The organism is Dyadobacter bucti (genome assembly GCF_005869225.1).
Taxonomy (GTDB): domain Bacteria; phylum Bacteroidota; class Bacteroidia; order Cytophagales; family Spirosomataceae; genus Dyadobacter; species Dyadobacter bucti.
This window is the reverse complement of record NZ_SWFP01000001.1, coordinates 242,855-264,083: the sequence shown is the minus strand read 5'-3', so window position 1 is coordinate 264,083 and position 21,229 is coordinate 242,855. Positions and strand designations below refer to the sequence as shown.

Here is a 21,229-nt window from a genome sequence, read left to right as displayed (position 1 = left end):
CGGTTTAAGTTATGATAAAAGCGCAGATAGTCCTTTTTTTAGTCATAGTTTTATTTTTATCGGGTTGCAAATCCGCAAACGAAACAAAGTCGGTCTCCATTTTTAACGGCAAAGACTTTACCGGGTGGGAAGGAGACACCCTCAAAACCTGGCAGATCGTTGACGGTGCCATTACCGGAGGATCGCTGGAAGAAACTGTTCCGCACAACAATTTCCTCTGTACAACAAAAACCTATTCCGACTTTCTGCTGAAACTGAAATTCAAACTCAGCGGGACCGAGGGTTTTATCAATACGGGCGTACAATTCAATAGTGTGAGGTCCAAAGATCCTTCCTATGAAATGGTCGGCTATCAGGCTGACCTTGGGGACGGCTATTGGGCGAGCTTATATGACGAGTCAAGAAGAAACAAAACGCTCGTAGCTCCCGATTCAGCCATGGTCGCGGGCATACTGAAACCCGGCGACTGGAATGACTATGAAGTAAAAAGCGACAAAGGCCACATCCAGATCTGGCTGAACGGGAAACAAACAGTAGATTATACCGAACCTGACAAAAGCATTCCACAAAGCGGCGTGATAGGCATGCAGATCCATGGCGGAGGCAAGGCGCTCGTTGCTTACAAGGATATTACGATCGAGGAACTGTAAAGACTCCTAACGCCAGCTTTTCAGCAGCCTGCGCACGACCACAATTTCTGCGGTATGGTAGGAATTGTGGTCTGCGATCAGCAGGGCCTCGCGCAGCAGCGACTGTCCGTCGCCCCACTGAAATGCTTTGAAGATATCATTTTTGTCGTCCCTGAGCAGATCAAAAAAACGGTTCCGGTCATCCCGGATCTGTTCCAGAGAGGTTTCCCATGTTTCGTCACTGACATGATCTGCGACTTTCTTCGGCCAGTAATCGTCCGGCCAGACCAGGGCTTCAAACCGGTCGGATGCCGAAAAATCCACAATGTCCTTCTGGCTGATCCGCAGGTGCTCCACGAGCTGCCAGATGCTGTATGGTAGGTTTTCGGGCACAACTGTGCGTTGGTTCGCGGGCAGTTCTGCTATGGCTTCGTCAAATGTCACGTGGGCATTTCCTTTCTCAATCAGGACTATCAATTCGCTGACTAATTTCTTCTCCTGGTCTGTTTTCATATCGGTAACGGACAATAAGTTTTAATAAATCTTTTGGAAAAAATATAATCATTCAGGCTTCGGAATGCACTTATTTGCGGGCTGTTGCCAAGGTCTGCATTTATTCCTTATTTTAGAGAATTCAATATGTTACATCACTCTTAGTCACAACTTCCGATGAATCCGACCCGAAGGAATTTTCTTAGAAATGTCACTGCGGCCTCTGCGCTCGTAGCTACCGAAAGTATTGCAAAGCCGTTTAACATCATACGGGACCTGAAAAAAATCAGTCCTAACGATAAAATCCGTTTTGCTACAATCGGAATGGGCATCCAGGGACACCAGGATACAAAAGCCGCTTTGCGCAGTTCCCCGGATGTGGAATTTGTTGCAGCCGCAGATTTGTACGATGGTCGGCTCACACGTGTAAAAGAGGTTTTTGGAAAGGATATTTTTACTACCCGTGACTACCGGCAGGTTCTGGAAAGAAAGGATATCGACGCGGTGCTTGTCGTAACTCCGGATCACTGGCATGACCACATTACCAAGGCATCTCTGCAGGCAGGAAAACATGTATATTGTGAAAAACCGATGGTGCATCATATCAATGAAGGCCTTTCGGTGATCGATGCATGGAAAAAATCAGGAAAAACGATGCAGATCGGCAGCCAGCGGATCAGTTCTGCTTCCTTCAGGGAAGCAAAAAGGCTTCTGCAAGCGGGAGATATCGGGGAGATCAATTATGTAGAATCCAATAATGACCGTTTCAACTCGATAGGCGCCTGGAATTATTCGATCCCGACCGATGCTTCTGTCACCACTCTTGACTGGGACGCATACCTGGGTGATGCGCCAAAAGTGCCGTTTGATGCAAAACGCTTTTTCAGATGGAGAAACTACCGGGACTATGGTACCGGTGTTGCCGGCGACCTTTTTGTGCATTTGATTACAGGTGTCCACTTCGTAACCAATTCACTTGGGCCAGAACGTATATTTTCATCGGGGGAGCTAAGCTACTGGAAAGACGGGCGTGACGTACCGGACGTACTGGTGTCTATTCTTGACTATCCCAAAACGGATATTCATGCCAACTTCCAGATGGTGCTCCGGGTGAACTTCGCCAATGCAGGGGCGATCGCCAATAACACGCGGATCATCGGTACAGAAGGACAGATCGAGTTTACCGAAAATAATTTGATCCTTACCCAAAAAAAACTGCCGAAAGCGCCGGGTTACGGGGGTTATGACAGCTATAATACTTTTTCCGAGCGCGAACAAAAAGAATTTAAAAAACAGTACGACGCCCAGTATCCGGAAGATACGCGAAAAGCTGAGCCGGTAAAAGAAGTGAAATTTGAAGCTCCCAAAGAGGACGATGCGCATGCCAACCATTTCCGGGATTTCTTTGAAAACATCAAAAAAGGAAGTCTGGGAACAGTCGAAGATCCGGTTTTCGGTTTCCGGGCTGCGGCTCCGGTTCTTGCATGTAATGAAAGTTATTTTGAAAAAAAGGTCATCAACTGGGATCCGGTTTCGATGAAAATGAAGAAGAAATAACATCTATTATTGCCACGAATGCACGGATAAACACGAATTGCCTTCGTGCAAATTTGTGCATTCGTGGCATACAAGGGTATAGCGCAGCAGGAAGTTACTTTTGGAAGTTAGTACGAACATCCGAACAACCAAAATTGCTTCATGAAAAGAATAACATTTACCCTGCTTGCTTGTTTCTGCGCGGCGACTCTTTTTGCGCAGACCGGAAAAGTACTTGATAACGTGTCTCTTCCGAGCAAACTGCTGAAATCGGAAAGGAAGTTTGCAATATACCTTCCGCCCGATTATGCCACGTCCGAAAGAAGCTATCCGGTACTATATCTTTTGCACGGAGCCGGGGACAACCATACAGGCTGGGTACAGTTCGGGGAGGTTCTAAATATTGCCGACAAGGCGATCAGAGAAGGCACTGCAACGCCGATGATCATTGTCATGCCCGATGCCGATACCGGACGCCGGGGATATTTTAACGATGTGAAGGGCGACTGGCCTTACGAAGACTTTTTCTTTCAGGAACTGATGCCTTTCGTGGAAAAGAAATACCGTATCAAAGGCGAAAAAAGATATCGGGCTATCGCCGGTCTGTCGATGGGAGGGGGAGGGAGCTTTATGTATGCCTTGCACCATCCTGAGCTGTTTTCGTCGGCATGTCCGCTCAGTGCTTCCACCGGTCCTATCACCCTGGAAGATGCTAAAAAGAACCTGTTGAGAAATAATCCGGATGTTCAGGATACAGTAGTTGCCAATTATTACAGTAGGCACAGCGCGCTGGCATTGGTGAATAACATGCCCGATGCACAGAAAAAAGCAGTACGCTGGTTTATAGATTGCGGCGATGACGATTTTTTGTTTGAAGGAAACAGCCTTGTTCACATTGCGATGAGAAAAAAGGAAATTCCTCATGAATTCCGCATCAGGGACGGGGCGCATAACTGGACCTATTGGCGGCAGTCGCTTCCTGTCGTATTGGAATTTGTATCCCAGGCATTTCACCAGTACTGATTTTTTCGATGCTTCAAGAATTACTTCCGGGGATTAAGCTTTTCGACCTCACCGGTAAAGCGGCCGTCATTACAGGGGGCTCCAAAGGCCTGGGGTTTGCGATAGCGGCTGGACTGGCTTCTGCGGGGGCGGACGTTATCCTCGTCAACCGTAATGCCGCAGAAGGCGAAAAAAGTGCAACTGAGCTTAGTGAGGCCTTCGGGACGCGGGTGATTTCCTATGCAGCCGACATCACCAGTATGCGCCAAACGGAAGATATGGCGAGGTTTGCTATGGAAACATTTGGTAAAATAGATATCCTGATCAATAGTGCCGGGATCAATATCCGCGGGCCGATCGACCAGCTCGCTTATGAGGATTTTACCAAAGTGATGGAGGTAAATGTAAACGGCACCTGGCTCGCGTCCAGGGCTGTAATTCCCTACATGAAAAAGAGCGGCAGCGGGCGGATCATCAACCTGGCCAGTACCCTTGGGCTGGTTGGTCTTGCGGACAGAACCCCCTACACGGCCAGCAAAGGTGCCGTAGTGCAAATGACCCGGGCACTCGGACTGGAACTTGCACCTTTTAATATTATGGTCAATGCTATTTGCCCGGGGCCGTTTTTGACTGAAATGAACATCCCTATCGCAGAAAGCGACGATGCAAGGAACATTATCCTCGGGGCCACCGCGTTAAAACGATGGGCAAACCTCCGGGAAATCCAGGGCGCGGCCATTTTTCTATCCAGCAGCGCAGCCAGCTACATGGTTGGGTCGGTAGTGACGGTTGACGGCGGCTGGACGGCCAAGTGATTTTTGAAATATTTAGATGCACTATCTTCTGGCTTACACAATCTGACAGACGATATTTTCTTTCTGACATTACTTCGGTCAACATCCGGCATGCTTTTAGATCATCAGACATGAAGATTTATACATCCAGATTTAATTCCAAAATATTATGAAAAACCGCATCACATTCTTACTGGCATTGACTTTCGGCACATGTTTTTTGACCGAAACAGCCTTCGCAGTACCATCTCATATCTGCCAGTCGCAGGAGCGGGTCGCAGTCGAGCTTGATGATCTTCCGGAAAAAGTTAAAAACACTATGAACGCAAAATCGTACACAGGCTGGACGATTACGGAAGCATTTCTGATCACCAATGAAGACAACTCTCAATACTACGAGCTGGTGGTCCGGAAAACCGATGAGCAGACGCGCATCAAGGTCGATAAAGACGGAAATGTGTTGAACTGATCATGCTGTTTTTGAAGACAAAACCCACAAAACGTGGATTTCAATAGACACAATGAAAAGAGGTTTGTTTTTATAACCTATTAATAATCAATGTATTATGTGTTTTGGCATAATGATGTTAGTTCTTTAAACATCAATGCTTCTGTAATGACAGACGCAAAACTGTTAAAGTCAAACATTGAAAAATAACACAGATCATGAAAAAGCTAATAGTATCGGCCCTGGCCCTGACAATGATATCCTTCGCTTCCGTTCAGACGAGCACAGCAGGTGAGAACAGAAAAACAGAGACGACGGCTTTCGCTGTTACGAAACAGGAAAAGGTAGCGGTTAAACCGGAAGATCTCCCCGAAGGGATCAAAAAAACCATCAAAGGTGAAGAGTTCTCAGGATGGAAAGTTACCAAGGCTTTCCTCGTGACGGGAGAAGACAAGTCACAATATTACGAATTGCAAGTAGCCAAAGGCAGTGAAAGTGCCCGGGTGAAACTTGATAAAGATGGAAATAATGTAGGATAACGAAACCTTCCCACATCCAAATGAAGAGCCGGAAATATTCCGGCTTTTTTTATTATATAATCATCCGTTTTTTCATAGAAATTTTATCCTTAACATTGCCTGAAACTCTAAAAAAGACTTATTCGACACTGAATGTTCCGAATTTTACGCTACCCTTTTTTCCTGATCCTACTGATTGGTTTCGCGGGCTGTGCCGCAAACAAAAAAGCTAAATTGAGCCAAGGCACCGCTGCTGCCCTGAATGGAAAAGAACTTTTTACGACAAACTGTGTGTCCTGCCATGCATTGCAGGATGATGGTATCGGGCCGCCGCTCGGAGGGATTACCAGCCTGCTGTCCAAAGATGTGTTAACAAGTTTTATCACCAATCCGGGAAAATTCATTGAGGCAGGTGATGAACGGGCGGTAAGTCTGAGCCGACGCTACAAACTGATCATGCCACCTTTCGATTTTCTTAAGAAAGAAGAGATCAATGCGATCCTCGGCTATATTGAGGATGAAACCAAAGTTCACGGTATTAAGCCATTAATTGTTAAGAAAGAGGTAACTATAGCTCCCAGACTCGCTGCGCCGGTGACCAAATCAGGCTTGCAGATAGAGCTCGAAGATTTTGTTCTGATTCCTCCATCAAGCGATAAGATGCCCCGAACAAGGATCGCCAATATGCGGCCACATCCCTCAGGCGATGGTACACTATATGTGAGTGACCAGCGTGGAATTATTCATCGTATCGAAAATGGACAAGTGAATACTTTTCTGGATATCAGGCCATTGGTAGAAAATTATATCAATGAACCGGGGTTAGGTACCGGCCTGGGAAGTTTTGCCTTTCATCCAGACTATCTGAATAATGGTTTAATCTACCTTACCCACACGGAGGCATTTAAAGGCAAAAAAGCAGATTACGAATATGCTGATTCAGTAAAGGTGTTCCTGCAATGGGTGGTTTCGGAATGGAAAAATATTGATGTTCAAAGTCCGGTATTCAAGGGTGAAAGACGGGAGTTAGTCCGTATTAATGTGCCTGGAAATGTGCACGGTACGCAGGATATCGGTTTTGTGCCGGGGCTGTCGAAAAACGATAAGGATTACGGAATGCTATACATAGGCACCGGCGACGGCGGATCGACGATTGGCAAACATCCTGAGTTGTGCCACTCGAAAAACTCCCTGCTGGGTACGATTATCCGTATTGATCCATTGGGAAATAACAGCAAAAATGGCCGGTATGGAATCCCGGCAGACAATCCTTTCGTAAACGATACAGACCCTTTGGTCCGGAAGGAGATTTACGCATACGGGTTTAGGAACCCTCACAGAATGTCCTGGCACATGACAAATGGAAAAACAATGTTCAGCACTGAAGTCGGAGAATCCAATTTTGAAGAAATCAATATTATACAAAAGGGGGGCGATTACGGATGGAATGTACAGGAAGGCAACTACGGGATTTCGCCGAAAGATCTGAAAAATGTATACAAACTGCCTGGTGCAGAGACAGCAAAAACGGTCAAACCCTTCGCATTATATGATCATATCGACGGGAATGCGATCAGTGGCGGCTATGTGTATGAAGGAAAAATTGATGCACTGAAAGACAAATATATTTTTGGCGATATCGTCAACGGGCGTATTTTTTATGTCAACATCAACAAGGCTCTGTCCGACTCTACGGTGCATGAGATGATGATCGTCCAAAACGGAAACGAAACCAGCCTCCGTAAAATGTCCGGTTCGGAACGGGTAGACGTAAGGATAGAATATGACGGCTTTACAAAAGAAATGTATGTGATGACCAAAAGTGACGGCAGGATCCGACGGATCAGTAAAGCCGGTTTTTCGGGAAATCAATAACCCCGCTGCTGACTTCGCCCTTTGATAATATATCTAAGGCCGTAAGGTAATTTGCCCGCCTCCAATATGGAGGTAATTGTTTATTTGCGAACTGTGTCAAATGGTTGAAACAAATAAACAAATTCAAAAAATGGCAAACGTAAAAACCGTCATTGAACAGTGGTATGTAAAGGACCTCGAAGACAACTCTGCAATCGGCGTCGTTGTGGAAAGCTGCACGGAGCTTGGCAATAGTGCGCAGCCTGGCGTACAGGTCTCCTGTATGGGCCGGACGATCAATTATGAGCCTGGAATAGTAGAACAATGGGCTTACAGAGCAAACAAAGAAGGACTTGAAACTTACTTCCTGGAAAATGAATCCTGGGTGTTTTACGATGATCAATATGTCAAAAACTACCTCGTGCTCGGCAGTCCTCTGAAAGCCAGGATTATCGTAAAGACACGGACTTCAAAGCCTGTTATCAAGGACTATGATCTGCCTTTTGAAGTATAGTATAAACCGCATTTTATGCCATAAGGATGCGGCTTCTGAAAAATAGGATTTTGCGAACTAATTTCTTCAAGATTACAACCTTTTGTAAGTCGATTGTTTCTTTTAATTCAAGTCTAAAAAAACACTATTCCATGAAAAAAACGATTTTACTTGCCATGATCTGGGTTGCGGCAATGGCCTGCGACAAAAAGGAAGAAGCAACACCGGAAGCTGAAATTAAGACGGCTATTGTGCCTTACCGGCAGGCCACTACCGTTGCGATTTCCGGTGTAGACCTGAAAGTAGATCTCAGGGAACTGACAGACAGCCGCTGCCCCAAAGACGTAATATGCGTTCAAATGGGAAGTGCCCAAATTAAATTCAGTGTTACCGACGGGTCTAGCTCCGCTGATGTTGACGTTACCTTTTCCGGGGACGGTAAAAATTCCGGCATCAAGGCATTTAGTCTAAACGGAAAAAATTACGAGCTGAAAGTTAGCGAAGTAAATCCTTATCCGATTTCCAGTGTAGCGCCAAAGCTGGAAGACTATAAGGTGAATGTAACAATTGAAACAAAATAGATTAACGAGATTTGGTGAACAGTTTTGAATAAGGGGCCTGGTCGTTGACCAGGCTCCTTTTATTTTTTAGGAAAACAAACCGGCTGCTTTGACATTTGTTCCGTAAATTGGCTTTGAAAAAGTCAAAAATGGCGTCTCATAAGCTTATGAATCCTGTATTTTCAAGAAGAGAAATTTTAAAGACCATGGGCGTTGCCGGTGGCGCAGTGGCGTTGAATTCGCTGGATTCGTTTGCAAAAAAACCTGATAAAATGATTTTACAAAGAGCAATTCCTGCAACCGGCGAAAAAATACCAGCGGTAGGATTGGGTTCGTGGCAGCAGTTCGATGTAGGAGCTTCCGCCGGCGAACGGGCCTCTTTAAAGGAAGTCGTTCAAAAAATGAATGAACTGGGTGGCAAAGTGATCGATGCTTCCCCTATGTACGGGAGAGCAGAGCAGGTAATCGGCGATCTTACCAGAGATTTGAAACTGAACGATCAATTTTTCCTGGCTACCAAAGTTTGGACAACGGGAAAGCAGGCCGGTATTGATCAGATGAATGAATCTCTCCAGAAAATGGGTCGTAAAACCATGGATCTGATGCAAATACATAATCTGCAGGATTGGCAAACCCATCTCAAAACACTGAGAGACTGGAAATCTCAGGGGCGGATCAGATATATCGGTATTACCCATTATACTGATTCTGCACATGCGCGACTGGAAGAAATCGTCAAGTCGAAAGCAGTTGATTTTGTTCAGTTCAATTACTCCATACGTTCAAGAAATGCAGAGAAGAGCTTGCTGAATGCAGCAAGGGATAACGGAGTGGCTGTGATTATCAATGAGCCTTTCGAGCAGGGGGCCCTTTTCAGGGCTGTAAAAGGCAAAGACCTCCCTGCCTGGGCAGCAGATTATGACATCAGCAGCTGGGCGCAGCTTTTCCTGAAATACATATTAGGGAACGAGGCCGTAACCTGCGTTATTCCCGGCACTTCGGACGTTAAGCATCTTACCGACAACCTGAGGGCCGGTTTGGGCCGGTTACCCGATCAGGCCGGAAGAAAGAAAATGGTTGAATGGATCACGAAATTATCCTGAACTATTCCAAAGCGAATGCCACATACTGGTTGCCTTTTTTGGTACCCAGCTTGGTACCGCCGCAGGCAATCACTACATATTGTTTCCCATTTACTTCGTAAGTTGAAGGCGTCGCAAACCCAGCTGCCGGAAGCATGGTTTCCCAAAGCAATTTGCCATTGTCTTTATCGAACACGCGGAATTTTCCGTCTTTGGTAGCGGCAATAAAAAGCAGCCCGCTGGCGGTCACCACGGGGCCGCCGTAGTTTTCGGTACCTGTTGCGGGTACTCCTTTTGCTCTCAGCGACTCCACTTCCCCAAAAGGAATCTTCCATAAAAATTCTCCGGTGTTGAGATCAATTGCATTCAATGTGCCCCATGGAGGAGCTATTGCCGGAAGCCCCTGGCTATCCAGGAATTTGTTGTAACCAGTGCTCTGATACGGAAGATAGATTTTTTTGGACGCAGGAACTGCGGACACCGCCTCAACTTTTTCATCTCCGAACAAAAATGAAATCAACGCCTGCTTTTCGTCGGCCGTCAGCATGGTGAAACCTGGCATCATTCCTTTTCCGGATGTAACGATCTGATGCACGAATGGCCGGTCCCGGCGTGTTCCTAAGTCAACCAGCGAAGGGTACCCGCTCTTGGCATTGCCTTTCCGCTGGGGCCCGTGGCAGGTGACGCAATAGGTCGTGTATACTTTTCCGCCCGGACTGAGCGTTGAGAGTTCACTTTCTTTCGGAGTGTCTTTCATCGTCAGTATCCACGCCATTTCGTTGCTGTTTACATACAAAATGCCTTTTTCGGGATCAGCACCTGCGCCGCCCCATTCAGCACCGCCATCAAATCCCGGTAAAATGACGGTTCCTTCCTTGCTCGGTGCAGCAAAAAGTTCTTTTTTATATTTTTTGAATTTATAAACCAATGAATCACGATCCGGCGCATAAACACTGATATCTTTTTCTGTCAGGGTATAGGCCTGGCGTGCGAAGGTGGCTGGTTTTCCCGGCACAGGCTGTGTCGGCCATGGGAATTCACCTGTTAGGGCAGATTTAGGGGCAGCTACTTCTTTGATAGGGAACAGTGGTTTGCCGCTCACCCTGTCAAAAATAAATACATAACCCTGCTTGCTAACCTGAGCGACAGCATCTATGCTTTTCCCGTTATGCTTCACGGTGATCAGGTTGGGAGGGGCAGGCAGGTCGCGGTCCCACAAGTCATGGTGCATGGTTTGATAGTGCCATAACCGCTTTCCTGTACGTGCGTCCAAGGCCAGCAAGGAGTTTGCAAAAAGATTCTGGCCTTTTCGTTTGGCCCCGTAAAAATCATAACCAGCTGATCCAGTAGGTACGTATAGTATTCCACGTTTACGATCGATAGCAGTTCCGGACCAGTTGTTGGCTGCGCCGGTAAACGTATTTTTGTATGCATCTGGAGGAAAGGTTTCATAACCGAATTCACCGGGGTACGGGATCGTGTGGAAAGTCCATTCCAGTTTTCCGGTACGTACATTGAAAGCTCTCAGGTCGCCCGGCGCGGCGTCGGAGTCTTCCGATAGTCTTAACGGCATAATGATCAGGTCCTCGAATATCGTTCCGGGTGTGTTGGAGACCATATATTTGTTTTTGGCGATTTCAGGTAAACCCGTATGCAAATCTATCTTTCCATGATCGCCAAATGTTTCAATAACCTTCCCTGTTTTGGCGTCGAGCGCATATAAAAATGAGCCCATCGCGTGCATGATCCTTTTGTCAGCACCGTCGCTCCAATAGGAAACGCCGCGGCTGGTATTGGATCCGTTTTTCGATTTATCGCCAAAAAGCCAGATTTGTTTACCGGTCGCGGCGTCCAGCGCAAAAGCCTGTACTGCCGGAGTTACGCCGTACAGAACGCCGTCTACGATAATCGGGTTTGCCTGTGTCTGCCCTGAGTCCGGCATAGAATATGTCCAGGCTACTTTCAGATTTTTTACATTGCCTTTATTGATCTGCGTGAGGGTAGAATAATGGTTACGGTCGGGGCCGCCGAGGTATTCAGTCCATTCGGTATTTTTGACAGGTTTATCTTCTTGTGCAAGCTGCCTGGCGGCAATTAAGGCAACTGTGCAGACAAGAACGCAGGTTAGCAGAGATTTTGGCATAAGGGGTATTTTCGAATAATTAAGGTTTTTTGAGTTTTATAATTTGGCATATCACCAGTTCCGGGTTGTGATACCTGCACAATGTTGGCTAAAATCATGTCACCCGTTCCGGGTTTTGTATCGTTGTCTTACCGTTGTTTCTATAAAAATGCCAGCCCTTCGGGCTTGAAAACTATTCTTCGAATGCATAGCCCAATCCCGAAGGGATGAAATTTTTATAGCTGTAAATAACGAGATTTAGAATTAAATTCCGACGGGATGACATTATATCTGGGTAATGCTAGCTAAATCATGTCACCCGTTCCGGGTTTTGTATCGGTTCTATTCTGTCCTTTCTATAAAAATGGCAGCCCTTCGGGCTTGAAATTATTCTTTGAATGCCTAGCCCAATCCAGAAGGGATGAAATTTTTATAGCCGAATAACCTTGATCCGAAATTAGAATCCCGAAGGGATGACATTATTCATGCGTGACAATATATTAAATCATGTCACCCGTTCCGGGTTTTGTATCGTTGTCTTACCGTTGTTTCTATAAAAATGCCAGCCCTTCGGGCTTGAAAACTATTCTTCGAATGCCTAGCCCAATCCCGAAGGGATGAAATTTTTATAGCCGAATAACGTTGATCCGAAATTAGAATCCCGACGGGATGACATTATGCCTGCACAATGCTGTTTCAAATCATGTCACCCGTTCCGGGTTTTGTATCGTTTTTTTACCGTTGTTTCTATAAAAATGGCAGCCCTTCGGGCTTAAAATTAATCTTTGAATGCCTAGCCCAATCCCGAAGGGATGAAATTTTTATAGCCGAATAACGTTGATCCGAAATTAGAATCCCGACGGGATGGCATTATATCTGGGTAATGCTAGCTAAAATCATATCACCCGTTCCGGGTTTTGCATCGGTTCTATTCTGTCCTTTCTATAAAAGTGCCAGCCCTTCGGGCTTGAAAACTATTCTTGAAATGAACTTCGTCCAATCCCGACGGGATGAAATTTTTATAGCCGAATAACGTTGATCCGAAATTAGAATCCCGACGGGATGACATTATGCCTGGGTAATGCTAGCTAAATCATATCACCCGTTCCGGGTTTTGCATCGTTGTCTTACCGTTGTTTCTATAAAAATGGCAGCCCTTCGGGCTTGAAAACTATTCTTGAAATGAACTTCGCCTAATCCCGAAGGGATGAAATTTTTATAGCCGAATAACGTTGATCCGAATTAGAATCCCGACGGGATGACATTATGCCTGCGCAATGCTATTTCAAATCATATCACCCGTTCCGGGTTTTGCATCGTTGTCTTACCGTTGTTTCTATAAAAATGCCAGCCCTTCGGGCTTGAAAACTATGCTGAAAATTAACTTCGTCCAATCCCGAAGGGATGAAATTTTTATAGCTGAATAACGTTGATCCGAAATTAGAATCCCGACGGGATGACATTATGCCTGCACAATGCTATGTCAAATCATATAACCCGTTCCGGGTTTTGCATCGTTCTATTCTGTCCTTTCTATAAAAATGCCAGCCCTTCGGGATTGAAAACTATTCTTGAAATGAACTTCGTACAATTCCGACGGGATGACATTATTTTCTCACAACTATTCTCAATTTTTTGCGTCTTTTAATCATTCAATCCATTCGAAAAGATATTTTTCCTGGTATTCAATTCCATATTTGTTAAGCATATCCAGATACTCTTCCCGGAAGGTCTTTTTCTGATGATGCTGCTCCTGGTTCAGAATGTATTTGTAAACTAAATCAATTTGAGAGTGACTGTATGAAAACGCACCAAATCCTTCTTGCCATGAAAAATGCCCCTGAACAAATTTGCTGTTATTAATGAAGTTGGACGAATTGTTCTTTATATCCCTAACCAGATCTGAAATCGCTGTCGCTGGTCTCAATCCGATAAAAATATGTACATGATCTGCAACGCCATTTACAATAATGGGCTTTTGCCCTTTCCCACTTATTATCCCGGCGATATATTTATACAATTCATCCCTCCATTCTTTCGCGATCAGGTTCTGTCTTCCTTTGACGGCGAATACAACCTGGACGTAAACCTGAGAATAAGTACCTGGCATAGTGTGTGTTAGTTGAAGTCATTTACTCAAATTTGTTCGATACCGTCAAGCCCGGCCAACTGTCGGTACGGAATGCACTTGCTGGGAAACCGTCTGTGCTGTACAGGTTTGCATCCTCCGGCGCGTCTGACCATGCATATCTCACAGCCGTTGGCCGGGTTACTTTCGGATGTGAAACTACTACGGTATTGCCTGATATTTCTGCTTTGGCATAGTAAAATACCTTATCATCGCCCGCGATTTCGAAACCTTTCAGATACCCGTAACGGTCTTTCACCGCTAGTCCGTTTTCAGCATGTTTAAAAGAAACAACTGCCTTTCCGTCCTGAAACTGAGCTTTGTCGTAAAGCGGGGATGCATAGGGGATATTTTGTCCGTAATCGAGTTTAAGGGCATTTGTGGCAAGTCTGTGTGCGACGTCCTGCTTGTTGGTCGGGTGGATATCTTTGGGATTTCCCACGTCGGTGCTTACGGCCATGCCTGTTTTAGGCAGGCTCAGGGTCATATTCTGGGCTTCGCGCAGCTCTCCCCATCTGCTTCCGGTGTTGCTGTTGTTTTCAGCCCCGAAACTGGAAAGCTGTACCCAGTAAAATGAGAATTCGTCATTCCACAATTTACGCCAGTCGTTGATCATCAACGGAAAGGACTGACGGTACTGATAAGCCCTCCCGGCATTGCTTTCACCCTGATACCAAAGCATTCCGCGCACTGCAAAAGGTATGAGCGGGACAATCATCGCGTTGAAAATGGAAGTGCCTACATTGTTCATCAAATGGGCGAACTCGTGCTTTTCAGCAAATGAAGGCATGAGCATCCAGTCTTTGGCCAGACTGATTTTCTGAGAACCCTCTGAAACAAAAAGATCATTGGCGGAACCGGCAAAGCCGGGGCCGAACCATGCGTTGCCAACCATATTTCCCAGTTTGATAACAAGGACATTTTTTCCGGTTTTCCATGTATTGGCGGGAATAGTGATTTTTTTGGCTCCTTTTACGGATACCTCATTCACCAGCTTCCCGTTGATATAGATCTGGTTTGGACTGTCATTTTCTGCGAGCGAAAGGATCGTTTCCTTAGAAACCATGTCAGCCGGAATATCGATTTCACGTGCCATATAACCCTTTCCCCGAAATCCCATCAAGCCTTTCCAGTCCCATTGTCCGATCGGATCGGCGGTTTTTTGCCAGTCTGAAAAATCAGCTGAACCACTGAGGTATTTTTGCTCATCTTCGCCTGTTGGGGTATAAGATGTGTTTTTAAATAGTTGTTTCCTAAGCTTGGCGTCCATAATCAGGTCTGCTTCTTCCCAGGTCTGTGGCAGGTTCTGTGCATAAGATTTAAGTTCATCGTTCGTCAGCATCGCTTCTTTGCTGATCCAGCCCTCAATTTGAGATCCTCCCCAGGATGAGTGAAGTATCCCGACCGGGATATTCAGTTTTTGGTATAACTCCCGCGCGAAAAAAAAGCCGATTGCCGTAAATCCCCCTACCGTTTCGGCAGAGGCTATTTTCCATTCACCTGCATTCAGATCCTTTTCTGGTGTGAGCGTGACATGATGTTCTACTTTGAAGTGACGGATCTGCGGGAAATTGGCATTTTGTTTTTCCTGCTGGAAATTGTTCGCGGCAGAAACCGGCCATTCCATGTTTGACTGACCCGAGCAGAGCCATACTTCCCCGATCAGTACATCGTTTACTGTCGCATTTCCAGAGCGGGCACTTACTGAAAGCGTGTATGGTCCTCCTGCTTCGAGCGGCGCAAATTTAACGCTCCACTTCCCTTCGGTATCTGCTTTCGCGTTCAGGGTTTGGGTTGCCAGTGTAATCTTTACCTTTTCCCCGGGTTTTGCCCAGCCCCATACCGGAACCGGTTTCTGGCGTTGGAGTACTACATGATCGGAGAAGAGCCTGGCAAATTTTACCTGTGCAAAAAGAGACGTGTTTACGATTACAAGAAGAAATACGAAGAAAAAGCGTTTCATAAGGGTCAGGCAGGTTGATATGTTTATAAATGTCAAAGATGTGCAGATTCTACTTAATGGGCTAACTTTGTATCAGCTGCATGCCGCTTTTGGTAATTATTTCGGCTAATATTTATTTTCAAATACACTGAATGCTATCTGTCATTATCTGCTCTGCCAATGCCAAGGATTTGTCACTGGTTAAAAAGAATATTGAAAGGACTATTGGCGTACCTCATGAAATTCTGGGTTTTGACAACAGCGCTGCCCAAAAGGGGATCTGCGAAATCTATAATGAAGGTACCCGGCAGGCTAAATTTGACATGCTGTGTTTCATGCATGAGGATATAGAAATGCTGACGGACAATTGGGGGAAGAAGGTTCTGGATATTTTTGCAAATAATGAAAAGCTTGGCCTGCTCGGAATTGCTGGCGGAGGTTACAAATCGTTGGCGCCGGCGAGTTGGTACAATTATCATTTGCAGGAAAACGGCGGGTTTTATTGTAACCTGGTTCAAGGCTACAAGCATACCGGCAAGCCGGACATGAAGGATTGCCGCAATCCGGGAGACGAACTATTGAGCAGAGTCGCGTGTGTAGACGGCTGCTGGTTTTGTACTTCCAGGAAAGTAGCGCTGAAGTATCCTTTTGATCAAAAGTTGCTTCGGAAATTTCATGGCTATGATCTCGACTTCGGGATTTCGATCAGCGGCGAATTTGAGGCTGCCGTAACATTTGAGATCCTCTTAAAGCATTTTTCCGAAGGTAATTTCAATAAAGTCTGGATGGATGAAATTTTGAAAGTCCATCAGAAATGGGCCGCAGTTTTACCAATCAATGTTGCCAAGATCCCCGAATCTCATTTAAAAAGGATCGAACGCCATGCGCTGGAGGTTTTTCTACAGCAAAGTCTCAATGATGACTATTACTCCAAATGGGAACTTTTGAAATTAATATGGAGTACCCGGCACTCCCGGATTGCTAGCCTTTCTTTTCCGTACAAATTGATGGTCAGGTTGTTAAAAATGAAAAAGGGCGATCCGATCACCTGATCTTGCGGAGGTTTTTATAGAATTTCCGGATGTTGTTGAGGTAGGATAAATAGCTGCGCCCCTGCCATTTATACTCGTAGTAGAAACGTTCGCGGCTGGTAAGTTCCAATTGTTCTTTTGTGCTTTTTGTTTTCAAAGTGCGACTTTCCAGATGATCCACAACAGATGACGTGACCAGCGCATGTTTGAGTTTGTATTTTTCCAAAGTATTGGCGTAGTCGTTGTCTGCAAACCAGAATTTGAATGCGGGATCCAGTTTTCCTGTAATTTTCAGCATATCCCTTTTGAACAGGATGCACCAGCCTACCAGTTCTTTCCTGACCTCGTAACCATAATGCAGTCCGCTATTTAGGGTAGTGCCGTGCTCAGGGTGGTGAATGCTGCAAGCCGGCGACACGCTTTGCAGTTCAGGATCATGCGAAAAAGCATTCAGTATCTCAGTCGCCCAGCCTTTGTGAAAAATAAGGTCATTATTGGCAATACAGATATATTTGCTCCGGGTCATTCCTATACCTATGTTCATATATCTGTGATAACCAAATCGTTGCCACGGGTATACGGTTTTTGAAAAAGGGTACTGGTAAGGTTTTAGCTCTTTATTTGATTCAATTACCACTGCATGAAACCTGACTTTCCCAGGATCTTCCGAATTTTCAAGACTTTCGAGCGCGTTGAGTGTTACTTTCTGTAAATCTTCATTTCGCGCATAACTGAGAATGATCACATCAATGTCAATTGGCTTGCTATCCGTATTTTCAACCATCTTACCGGCTCTTTTTGAAAAGGTTTTTTCTTTTAAAATTCAAAGATTTGAAGTAATAAGAAATGAATGTTTTAGTACTGGTCAGGCTATGTAGAATCTTCAATTGGCTCAAATCCAGTAAATTGGCGTGGTACATCATATACTTATACAGCTTCTGGGTGCTGGCTGCATTTCGTTCCAATAATTTCTCTTTTTCAGGGTCGGATAAAACCGGGGAGTCCTGAACGGCTTTCACGATCCTTTTACGGAACTGCAGTTCTCCCGCCTGCATGATCTGGATATTCTTGCTCGTATTCTTGTGGTGTATCCTGATCAGTGTTCTGGCGGCATCGTTATCAAAAAAACAATAGTGCGCCCCGTAAATAGCACATAGGAACCAGAATTCCCAATCCTCCGTGTAGTTACTGAGTTCGGGGAAACCCTTTACTTTTTCTACGATTGCCCGCCTCAATACAGGACTGCTCACGACTGCAATATTGGAGTATATCAACGTGTTAACTGCCTCATAGCCTTTTGCGTTGATTTTAGGAAGCCAGTTATGATGGTTCATTTCGTAGTCCGGGTAAGTCACATCGGGCCTTTCCGTTTCAAAGTACAGGTGATCTGTGTATGCAATATCGACCTCCGGATTTGCTTCCAGAAAAGCGATCTGAAGCATTAACTTGTCCTTACTGAGCAGATCGTCCGCATCCAGAAATTGAATGTATTCACCTTTGGATTTTTTAAAGCCATGGTTACGGGCTACGGAAACGCCGCTGTTGGGCTGTACAACGTAACTTATTCTGCTATCCGTTTTTACGAATTTTTTAACCACCTCACCGGTATTGTCCGGCGATCCGTCATCAATAATAATCGCTTCCCAATTCTGGTAAGATTGTTCCAGAAGATTATTCAGGGTTTCCTCAATAATAAAACCGTAATTGTAAGTAGGGATAATAATGCTGACCAGTTTATTCATATCAGTTTTTTTGCCTGGCTTCCCCATATTTTTCTAAGGGTGAAGAAGAACTTACTTATCGTTGATTTTTTTAATAACCTAAGCAGTGTGTCCTTGTTTGCCCAGATGACCATTCCATAGGCGACGCTTGCAAACGACTTGTTTCTCAGCAGGCTCAGGTTATATAGTTTGGTAATCAGGTACTTACTTTTACCGGTTGCTTTTTCGGAACAAAGCAACAACCACTCGCTTTCTTTACGTAATTCTACAATTTTCCTGTCTGCGCTTTTGGAAACCGAGCGTAATGCAAGTACATCTGTTTTATTATTTTGATGCTGTCGGTATCGTACGAGTGGTTGATTCACAAAATCTATAGAACCCAGGAGCGTGGCGTTGTAAGCCAGCCACTGATCGTAATGAAAATCCTCCGGAAAGGGCAACGCAGCTTTCACTACTACACTTTTCAGCATAATGCTATGGCCCGACACGCAATTGAAATACAAAAAGACCTCCGGATCGCTGCCCCTGTAAAAATTGAACTTATCTGACATCCTGTAATCCAATGGTGCTCCGGATTGGTTGATAAATTCGGAATCATGGTAAATCAGCTGATTATCCCCGATTGCATTGAACTGAACTTCAAGTTTGTCTTTTCGCCAGATGTCATCCTGATCGCAGATGGCGATGAATGTCCCCTGGCACAGTTGAAGCGCTTTTTCAAAATTTTTGTTGTAACCCAGGTTCTGATCATTGGAATACACTTTGAATCGTACGTCCCGCTCAGCATAGGCGTTCAGAATAGTCCGGGTTTCATCCGAAGAGCAGTCGTCCACGATGATTATTTCCCACTCCGCCAGGGTTTGAGAAACAATGGAATCCAGTTGCTCCTCTAAGAACTCACGGCCATTGTACGTACACATTGCAATGGATATCAACGGCTTGTGCAGCTGCGTACTTTTCATTTATTCTTCGGTAAACTGCTGCATATCCACCAACCTTCTGTAGAGCCCTTCGTGAGCAATAAGTTCGAGGTGATTGCCTTGTTCCACAATAACACCGTCTTCCAGTACAATGATCGTGTCCGCTTTCTGAATCGTACTCAATCTGTGAGCTATAACCAGCGAGGTGCGGTTTTTCATCAGATTGTTCAATGCTTCCTGGACCAGTTTTTCCGACTCAGTATCCAGGGCAGACGTAGCTTCGTCCAGCAGCATGATCGGAGGGTTTTTCAACACAGCCCTTGCAATGCAAATACGTTGTTTCTGACCACCAGACAACTTCATTCCCCTGTCACCGATATTGCTGTCATAGCCGTTTTCAGTGTTCATAATAAAGTCATGGGCATTCGCTACTCTTGCGGCAGCTTCGACTTCCTCGTAAGTCGCGTCAGGGCTGCCAAATGCTATGTTGCTGAAGATCGTATCATTAAAAAGCATGGACTCCTGGTTGACGACGCCGAACAGAGACCAAAGCGATTCCAGTTTTATTTTTTTGATATTGATACCATCGATGGTTACACTACCTTCCTGAGCATCTATGAACCGTGGAAGGAGGTCCATTAATGTGGATTTACCACCTCCGGAAGGCCCGACCAGCGCAACAGTTCTGCCTTTCGGTATTGTAAGATTGATGTCTTTCAGAACAGGGCGCGACGGATACGCAAAGGAAAGATTGGTGAGCTTGATCGAATCGTTGAATTCTTTCAATTCGATAGCATCAGGGGCATCGGTGATTTCAGGCTTTTCATCAATCAATTCCAAAACTCTTTCACCGGCAGCAATACCGGCATGAATTGTGCTGAAAGAGTCGGTCAGCGCTTTTGCTGGACGCATAACCTGCGAAAACAGCGCAATGTAAGCTACAAACTTGGCGACACTCAGATCAGACTGGTTGTCGAGGATCAGAGATCCGCCGTAAAGAACAATGATGGCGACCATGGTAACGCCCAGAAATTCTGAAACCGGAGCGCTCATTTGCTGCCTGCGGGCCATTTTACGGCCAAGGTCCGAGTACCTTACATTCTCCTGGTGAAATTTATCCTTTATATCGTCAGTTGCGTTGAAGGCCTTGATGATTTTGATCCCTGATAGTGCTTCGTCCAGATAACTGATCATCAATCCGAAAAGATGCTGGGCCAACGTTGCCTGTTCTTTGAGCCTTTTGACGATTTTTGATATCAGAAAAGCGGAAATGGGAATTACCAGTATTGCAAAAAGTGTGAGCTTTACCGAGGTAGCAAATAACATGAATATGTAAGCCAGCAATTGCAGCGGTTCTTTGAATACGACCTGAAGCGTGCCTGTTACCGAAAACTGAACAACCTGGACATCTGATGCAATCTTTGAAATAATATCACCCTTCCGCTGATTGCTGAAATACCCCGCATGGAGGTTCATGACATTGTTGAAAACCGCTTTGCGAAGATTGAGCAGCGTGTGGATACGCAGGTTTTCCATCACGCGCTGGGAAAAGTATTTGAAAATATTTGAAAACAGAACAGACCCGACAATTACACCGCAAACCAGTTTTAAAGCGCCATGCGGACCGTAGATGATATTGGCCTGTTGCGCATAATAGTTGAAATAGCCGAGCGGGTCCAGCCAGTTTTCCGGTTTGGCCAGGATTTCAGTTCCTTCCTTGTTGTTATTGAACAACGTCATGAGAAGGGGGGCCAGAAGCGCTAAATTCAGTGTGTTAAAAATGACCCCCAGAACGGTGAAAATGATATAAGGGATAGCAAATCTGGTGATGGGTTGAGCAAAAGATAATAATCGGAAGTATGTTTTCATTTATCTAAAAGTGGCATAATCACAATATGCCGGAAAGTAAAATAGCCGGAAACTGTTGGTTTCCGGTTCAAGGTGCAAATTAATGTAT

General features: G+C 45.2%; 19 protein-coding genes. 11 read left to right on the top strand and 8 right to left on the bottom strand.

Features of this window, described 5'->3' with window-relative positions:
• Positions 1-11: 11 nt before the first annotated feature.
• The gene (locus FBF61_RS01090; protein ID WP_138475321.1) at positions 12-650 is read left to right on the top strand and encodes a 3-keto-disaccharide hydrolase; all 639 of its coding nucleotides are present in this window, start codon (positions 12-14) and stop codon (positions 648-650) included.
• A 6-nt stretch (positions 651-656) separates the two neighbouring features.
• On the opposite strand, the gene FBF61_RS01085 is transcribed toward FBF61_RS01090, so the two are convergent.
• On the bottom strand, positions 657-1,142 hold the full coding sequence (locus tag FBF61_RS01085; RefSeq protein ID WP_138475320.1) for a DinB family protein: 486 nt from the start codon (positions 1,140-1,142) through the stop codon (positions 657-659).
• Positions 1,143-1,298: 156 nt separating this feature from the next.
• Here FBF61_RS01085 and FBF61_RS01080 point away from each other — a divergent pair, with 156 nt between their 5' ends.
• The 9 genes from FBF61_RS01080 to FBF61_RS01040 all read left to right on the top strand — a co-directional run bounded on the left by FBF61_RS01080 (position 1,299) and on the right by FBF61_RS01040 (position 9,429).
• Positions 1,299-2,678: a Gfo/Idh/MocA family protein gene (locus FBF61_RS01080; RefSeq protein ID WP_138475319.1), complete on the top strand. Its 1,380-nt coding sequence runs from the start codon at positions 1,299-1,301 to the stop codon at positions 2,676-2,678.
• A 141-nt stretch (positions 2,679-2,819) separates the two neighbouring features.
• A complete protein-coding gene (locus tag FBF61_RS01075) occupies positions 2,820-3,680 on the top strand; it encodes an alpha/beta hydrolase (protein ID WP_138475318.1) in 861 nt (286 codons plus the stop codon).
• Between the two features lie 8 nt (positions 3,681-3,688).
• The gene (locus FBF61_RS01070) at positions 3,689-4,474 is read left to right on the top strand and encodes an SDR family NAD(P)-dependent oxidoreductase (RefSeq protein WP_138475317.1); all 786 of its coding nucleotides are present in this window, start codon (positions 3,689-3,691) and stop codon (positions 4,472-4,474) included.
• Positions 4,475-4,622: 148 nt separating this feature from the next.
• Entirely contained in the window at positions 4,623-4,922 is a 300-nt protein-coding gene (locus FBF61_RS01065) for a hypothetical protein (protein WP_138475316.1), read from the top strand.
• 197 nt (positions 4,923-5,119) lie between these two features.
• Complete coding sequence (locus FBF61_RS01060; protein ID WP_138475315.1) at positions 5,120-5,440, top strand: hypothetical protein; 321 nt, start codon at positions 5,120-5,122, stop codon at positions 5,438-5,440.
• A gap of 132 nt (positions 5,441-5,572) precedes the next feature.
• Entirely contained in the window at positions 5,573-7,294 is a 1,722-nt protein-coding gene (locus FBF61_RS01055; RefSeq protein ID WP_138475314.1) for a PQQ-dependent sugar dehydrogenase, read from the top strand.
• Positions 7,295-7,424: 130 nt separating this feature from the next.
• Complete coding sequence (locus FBF61_RS01050) at positions 7,425-7,787, top strand: hypothetical protein (RefSeq protein ID WP_138475313.1); 363 nt, start codon at positions 7,425-7,427, stop codon at positions 7,785-7,787.
• 131 nt (positions 7,788-7,918) lie between these two features.
• The gene (locus FBF61_RS01045; RefSeq protein WP_138475312.1) at positions 7,919-8,347 is read left to right on the top strand and encodes a hypothetical protein; all 429 of its coding nucleotides are present in this window, start codon (positions 7,919-7,921) and stop codon (positions 8,345-8,347) included.
• A gap of 128 nt (positions 8,348-8,475) precedes the next feature.
• Positions 8,476-9,429: an aldo/keto reductase gene (locus FBF61_RS01040; protein ID WP_229214869.1), complete on the top strand. Its 954-nt coding sequence runs from the start codon at positions 8,476-8,478 to the stop codon at positions 9,427-9,429.
• 1 nt (position 9,430) lies between these two features.
• Here the strand turns inward: FBF61_RS01040 and FBF61_RS01035 are convergent, their stop codons facing one another.
• The 3 genes from FBF61_RS01035 to FBF61_RS01025 form a co-directional block, all read right to left on the bottom strand.
• Positions 9,431-11,551, bottom strand: coding sequence for an outer membrane protein assembly factor BamB family protein (locus FBF61_RS01035; RefSeq protein ID WP_138475311.1), 2,121 nt, complete (start codon positions 11,549-11,551; stop codon positions 9,431-9,433).
• 1,627 nt (positions 11,552-13,178) lie between these two features.
• Positions 13,179-13,640, bottom strand: a complete 462-nt coding sequence (gene tnpA / locus FBF61_RS01030) for an IS200/IS605 family transposase (RefSeq protein WP_138475310.1) — start codon at positions 13,638-13,640, stop codon at positions 13,179-13,181.
• A 22-nt stretch (positions 13,641-13,662) separates the two neighbouring features.
• Positions 13,663-15,621 carry a sialate O-acetylesterase gene (locus FBF61_RS01025; protein ID WP_138475309.1) on the bottom strand — a complete coding sequence of 653 codons (1,959 nt, stop codon included), beginning with the start codon at positions 15,619-15,621 and terminating at the stop codon, positions 13,663-13,665.
• A gap of 131 nt (positions 15,622-15,752) precedes the next feature.
• Here FBF61_RS01025 and FBF61_RS01020 point away from each other — a divergent pair, with 131 nt between their 5' ends.
• Positions 15,753-16,652: a glycosyltransferase gene (locus FBF61_RS01020; RefSeq protein WP_138475308.1), complete on the top strand. Its 900-nt coding sequence runs from the start codon at positions 15,753-15,755 to the stop codon at positions 16,650-16,652.
• Here FBF61_RS01020 and FBF61_RS01015 read toward each other — a convergent pair.
• From FBF61_RS01015 to FBF61_RS01000, 4 genes are read right to left on the bottom strand one after another with little or no spacing between them, the layout of a single operon-like run.
• A complete protein-coding gene (locus FBF61_RS01015) occupies positions 16,645-17,415 on the bottom strand; it encodes a glycosyltransferase family 2 protein (protein ID WP_138475307.1) in 771 nt (256 codons plus the stop codon). The genes FBF61_RS01020 and FBF61_RS01015 overlap by 8 nt on opposite strands.
• A 1-nt stretch (position 17,416) precedes the next feature.
• Positions 17,417-18,373: a glycosyltransferase family 2 protein gene (locus FBF61_RS01010; RefSeq protein WP_166444392.1), complete on the bottom strand. Its 957-nt coding sequence runs from the start codon at positions 18,371-18,373 to the stop codon at positions 17,417-17,419.
• Positions 18,370-19,314, bottom strand: coding sequence for a glycosyltransferase family 2 protein (locus FBF61_RS01005; protein WP_138475305.1), 945 nt, complete (start codon positions 19,312-19,314; stop codon positions 18,370-18,372). The genes FBF61_RS01010 and FBF61_RS01005 overlap by 4 nt, the downstream gene beginning before the upstream one ends.
• Complete coding sequence (locus FBF61_RS01000; RefSeq protein WP_138475304.1) at positions 19,315-21,141, bottom strand: ABC transporter ATP-binding protein; 1,827 nt, start codon at positions 21,139-21,141, stop codon at positions 19,315-19,317.
• Between the last annotated feature and the right edge of the window lie 88 nt (positions 21,142-21,229).

What these genes read in the sequence shown, in the direction of transcription:
- FBF61_RS01090 (WP_138475321.1), top strand. Translation starts at nt 12, where the DNA reads ATGATAAAAGCGCAGATAGTCCTTTTTTTAGTCATAGTTTTATTTTTA.
- FBF61_RS01050 (WP_138475313.1), top strand. Translation starts at nt 7,425, where the DNA reads ATGGCAAACGTAAAAACCGTCATTGAACAGTGGTATGTAAAGGACCTC.
- FBF61_RS01060 (WP_138475315.1), top strand. Translation starts at nt 5,120, where the DNA reads ATGAAAAAGCTAATAGTATCGGCCCTGGCCCTGACAATGATATCCTTC.
- FBF61_RS01045 (WP_138475312.1), top strand. Translation starts at nt 7,919, where the DNA reads ATGAAAAAAACGATTTTACTTGCCATGATCTGGGTTGCGGCAATGGCC.
- FBF61_RS01085 (WP_138475320.1), bottom strand. Translation starts at nt 1,142, where the DNA reads ATGAAAACAGACCAGGAGAAGAAATTAGTCAGCGAATTGATAGTCCTG.
- FBF61_RS01015 (WP_138475307.1), bottom strand. Translation starts at nt 17,415, where the DNA reads ATGGTTGAAAATACGGATAGCAAGCCAATTGACATTGATGTGATCATT.
- FBF61_RS01055 (WP_138475314.1), top strand. Translation starts at nt 5,573, where the DNA reads ATGTTCCGAATTTTACGCTACCCTTTTTTCCTGATCCTACTGATTGGT.
- FBF61_RS01020 (WP_138475308.1), top strand. Translation starts at nt 15,753, where the DNA reads ATGCTATCTGTCATTATCTGCTCTGCCAATGCCAAGGATTTGTCACTG.
- FBF61_RS01005 (WP_138475305.1), bottom strand. Translation starts at nt 19,314, where the DNA reads ATGAAAAGTACGCAGCTGCACAAGCCGTTGATATCCATTGCAATGTGT.
- FBF61_RS01080 (WP_138475319.1), top strand. Translation starts at nt 1,299, where the DNA reads ATGAATCCGACCCGAAGGAATTTTCTTAGAAATGTCACTGCGGCCTCT.
- FBF61_RS01035 (WP_138475311.1), bottom strand. Translation starts at nt 11,551, where the DNA reads ATGCCAAAATCTCTGCTAACCTGCGTTCTTGTCTGCACAGTTGCCTTA.
- FBF61_RS01025 (WP_138475309.1), bottom strand. Translation starts at nt 15,621, where the DNA reads ATGAAACGCTTTTTCTTCGTATTTCTTCTTGTAATCGTAAACACGTCT.
- FBF61_RS01040 (WP_229214869.1), top strand. Translation starts at nt 8,476, where the DNA reads ATGGCGTCTCATAAGCTTATGAATCCTGTATTTTCAAGAAGAGAAATT.
- FBF61_RS01065 (WP_138475316.1), top strand. Translation starts at nt 4,623, where the DNA reads ATGAAAAACCGCATCACATTCTTACTGGCATTGACTTTCGGCACATGT.
- FBF61_RS01070 (WP_138475317.1), top strand. Translation starts at nt 3,689, where the DNA reads ATGCTTCAAGAATTACTTCCGGGGATTAAGCTTTTCGACCTCACCGGT.
- FBF61_RS01075 (WP_138475318.1), top strand. Translation starts at nt 2,820, where the DNA reads ATGAAAAGAATAACATTTACCCTGCTTGCTTGTTTCTGCGCGGCGACT.
- tnpA (WP_138475310.1), bottom strand. Translation starts at nt 13,640, where the DNA reads ATGCCAGGTACTTATTCTCAGGTTTACGTCCAGGTTGTATTCGCCGTC.
- FBF61_RS01010 (WP_166444392.1), bottom strand. Translation starts at nt 18,373, where the DNA reads ATGAATAAACTGGTCAGCATTATTATCCCTACTTACAATTACGGTTTT.
- FBF61_RS01000 (WP_138475304.1), bottom strand. Translation starts at nt 21,141, where the DNA reads ATGAAAACATACTTCCGATTATTATCTTTTGCTCAACCCATCACCAGA.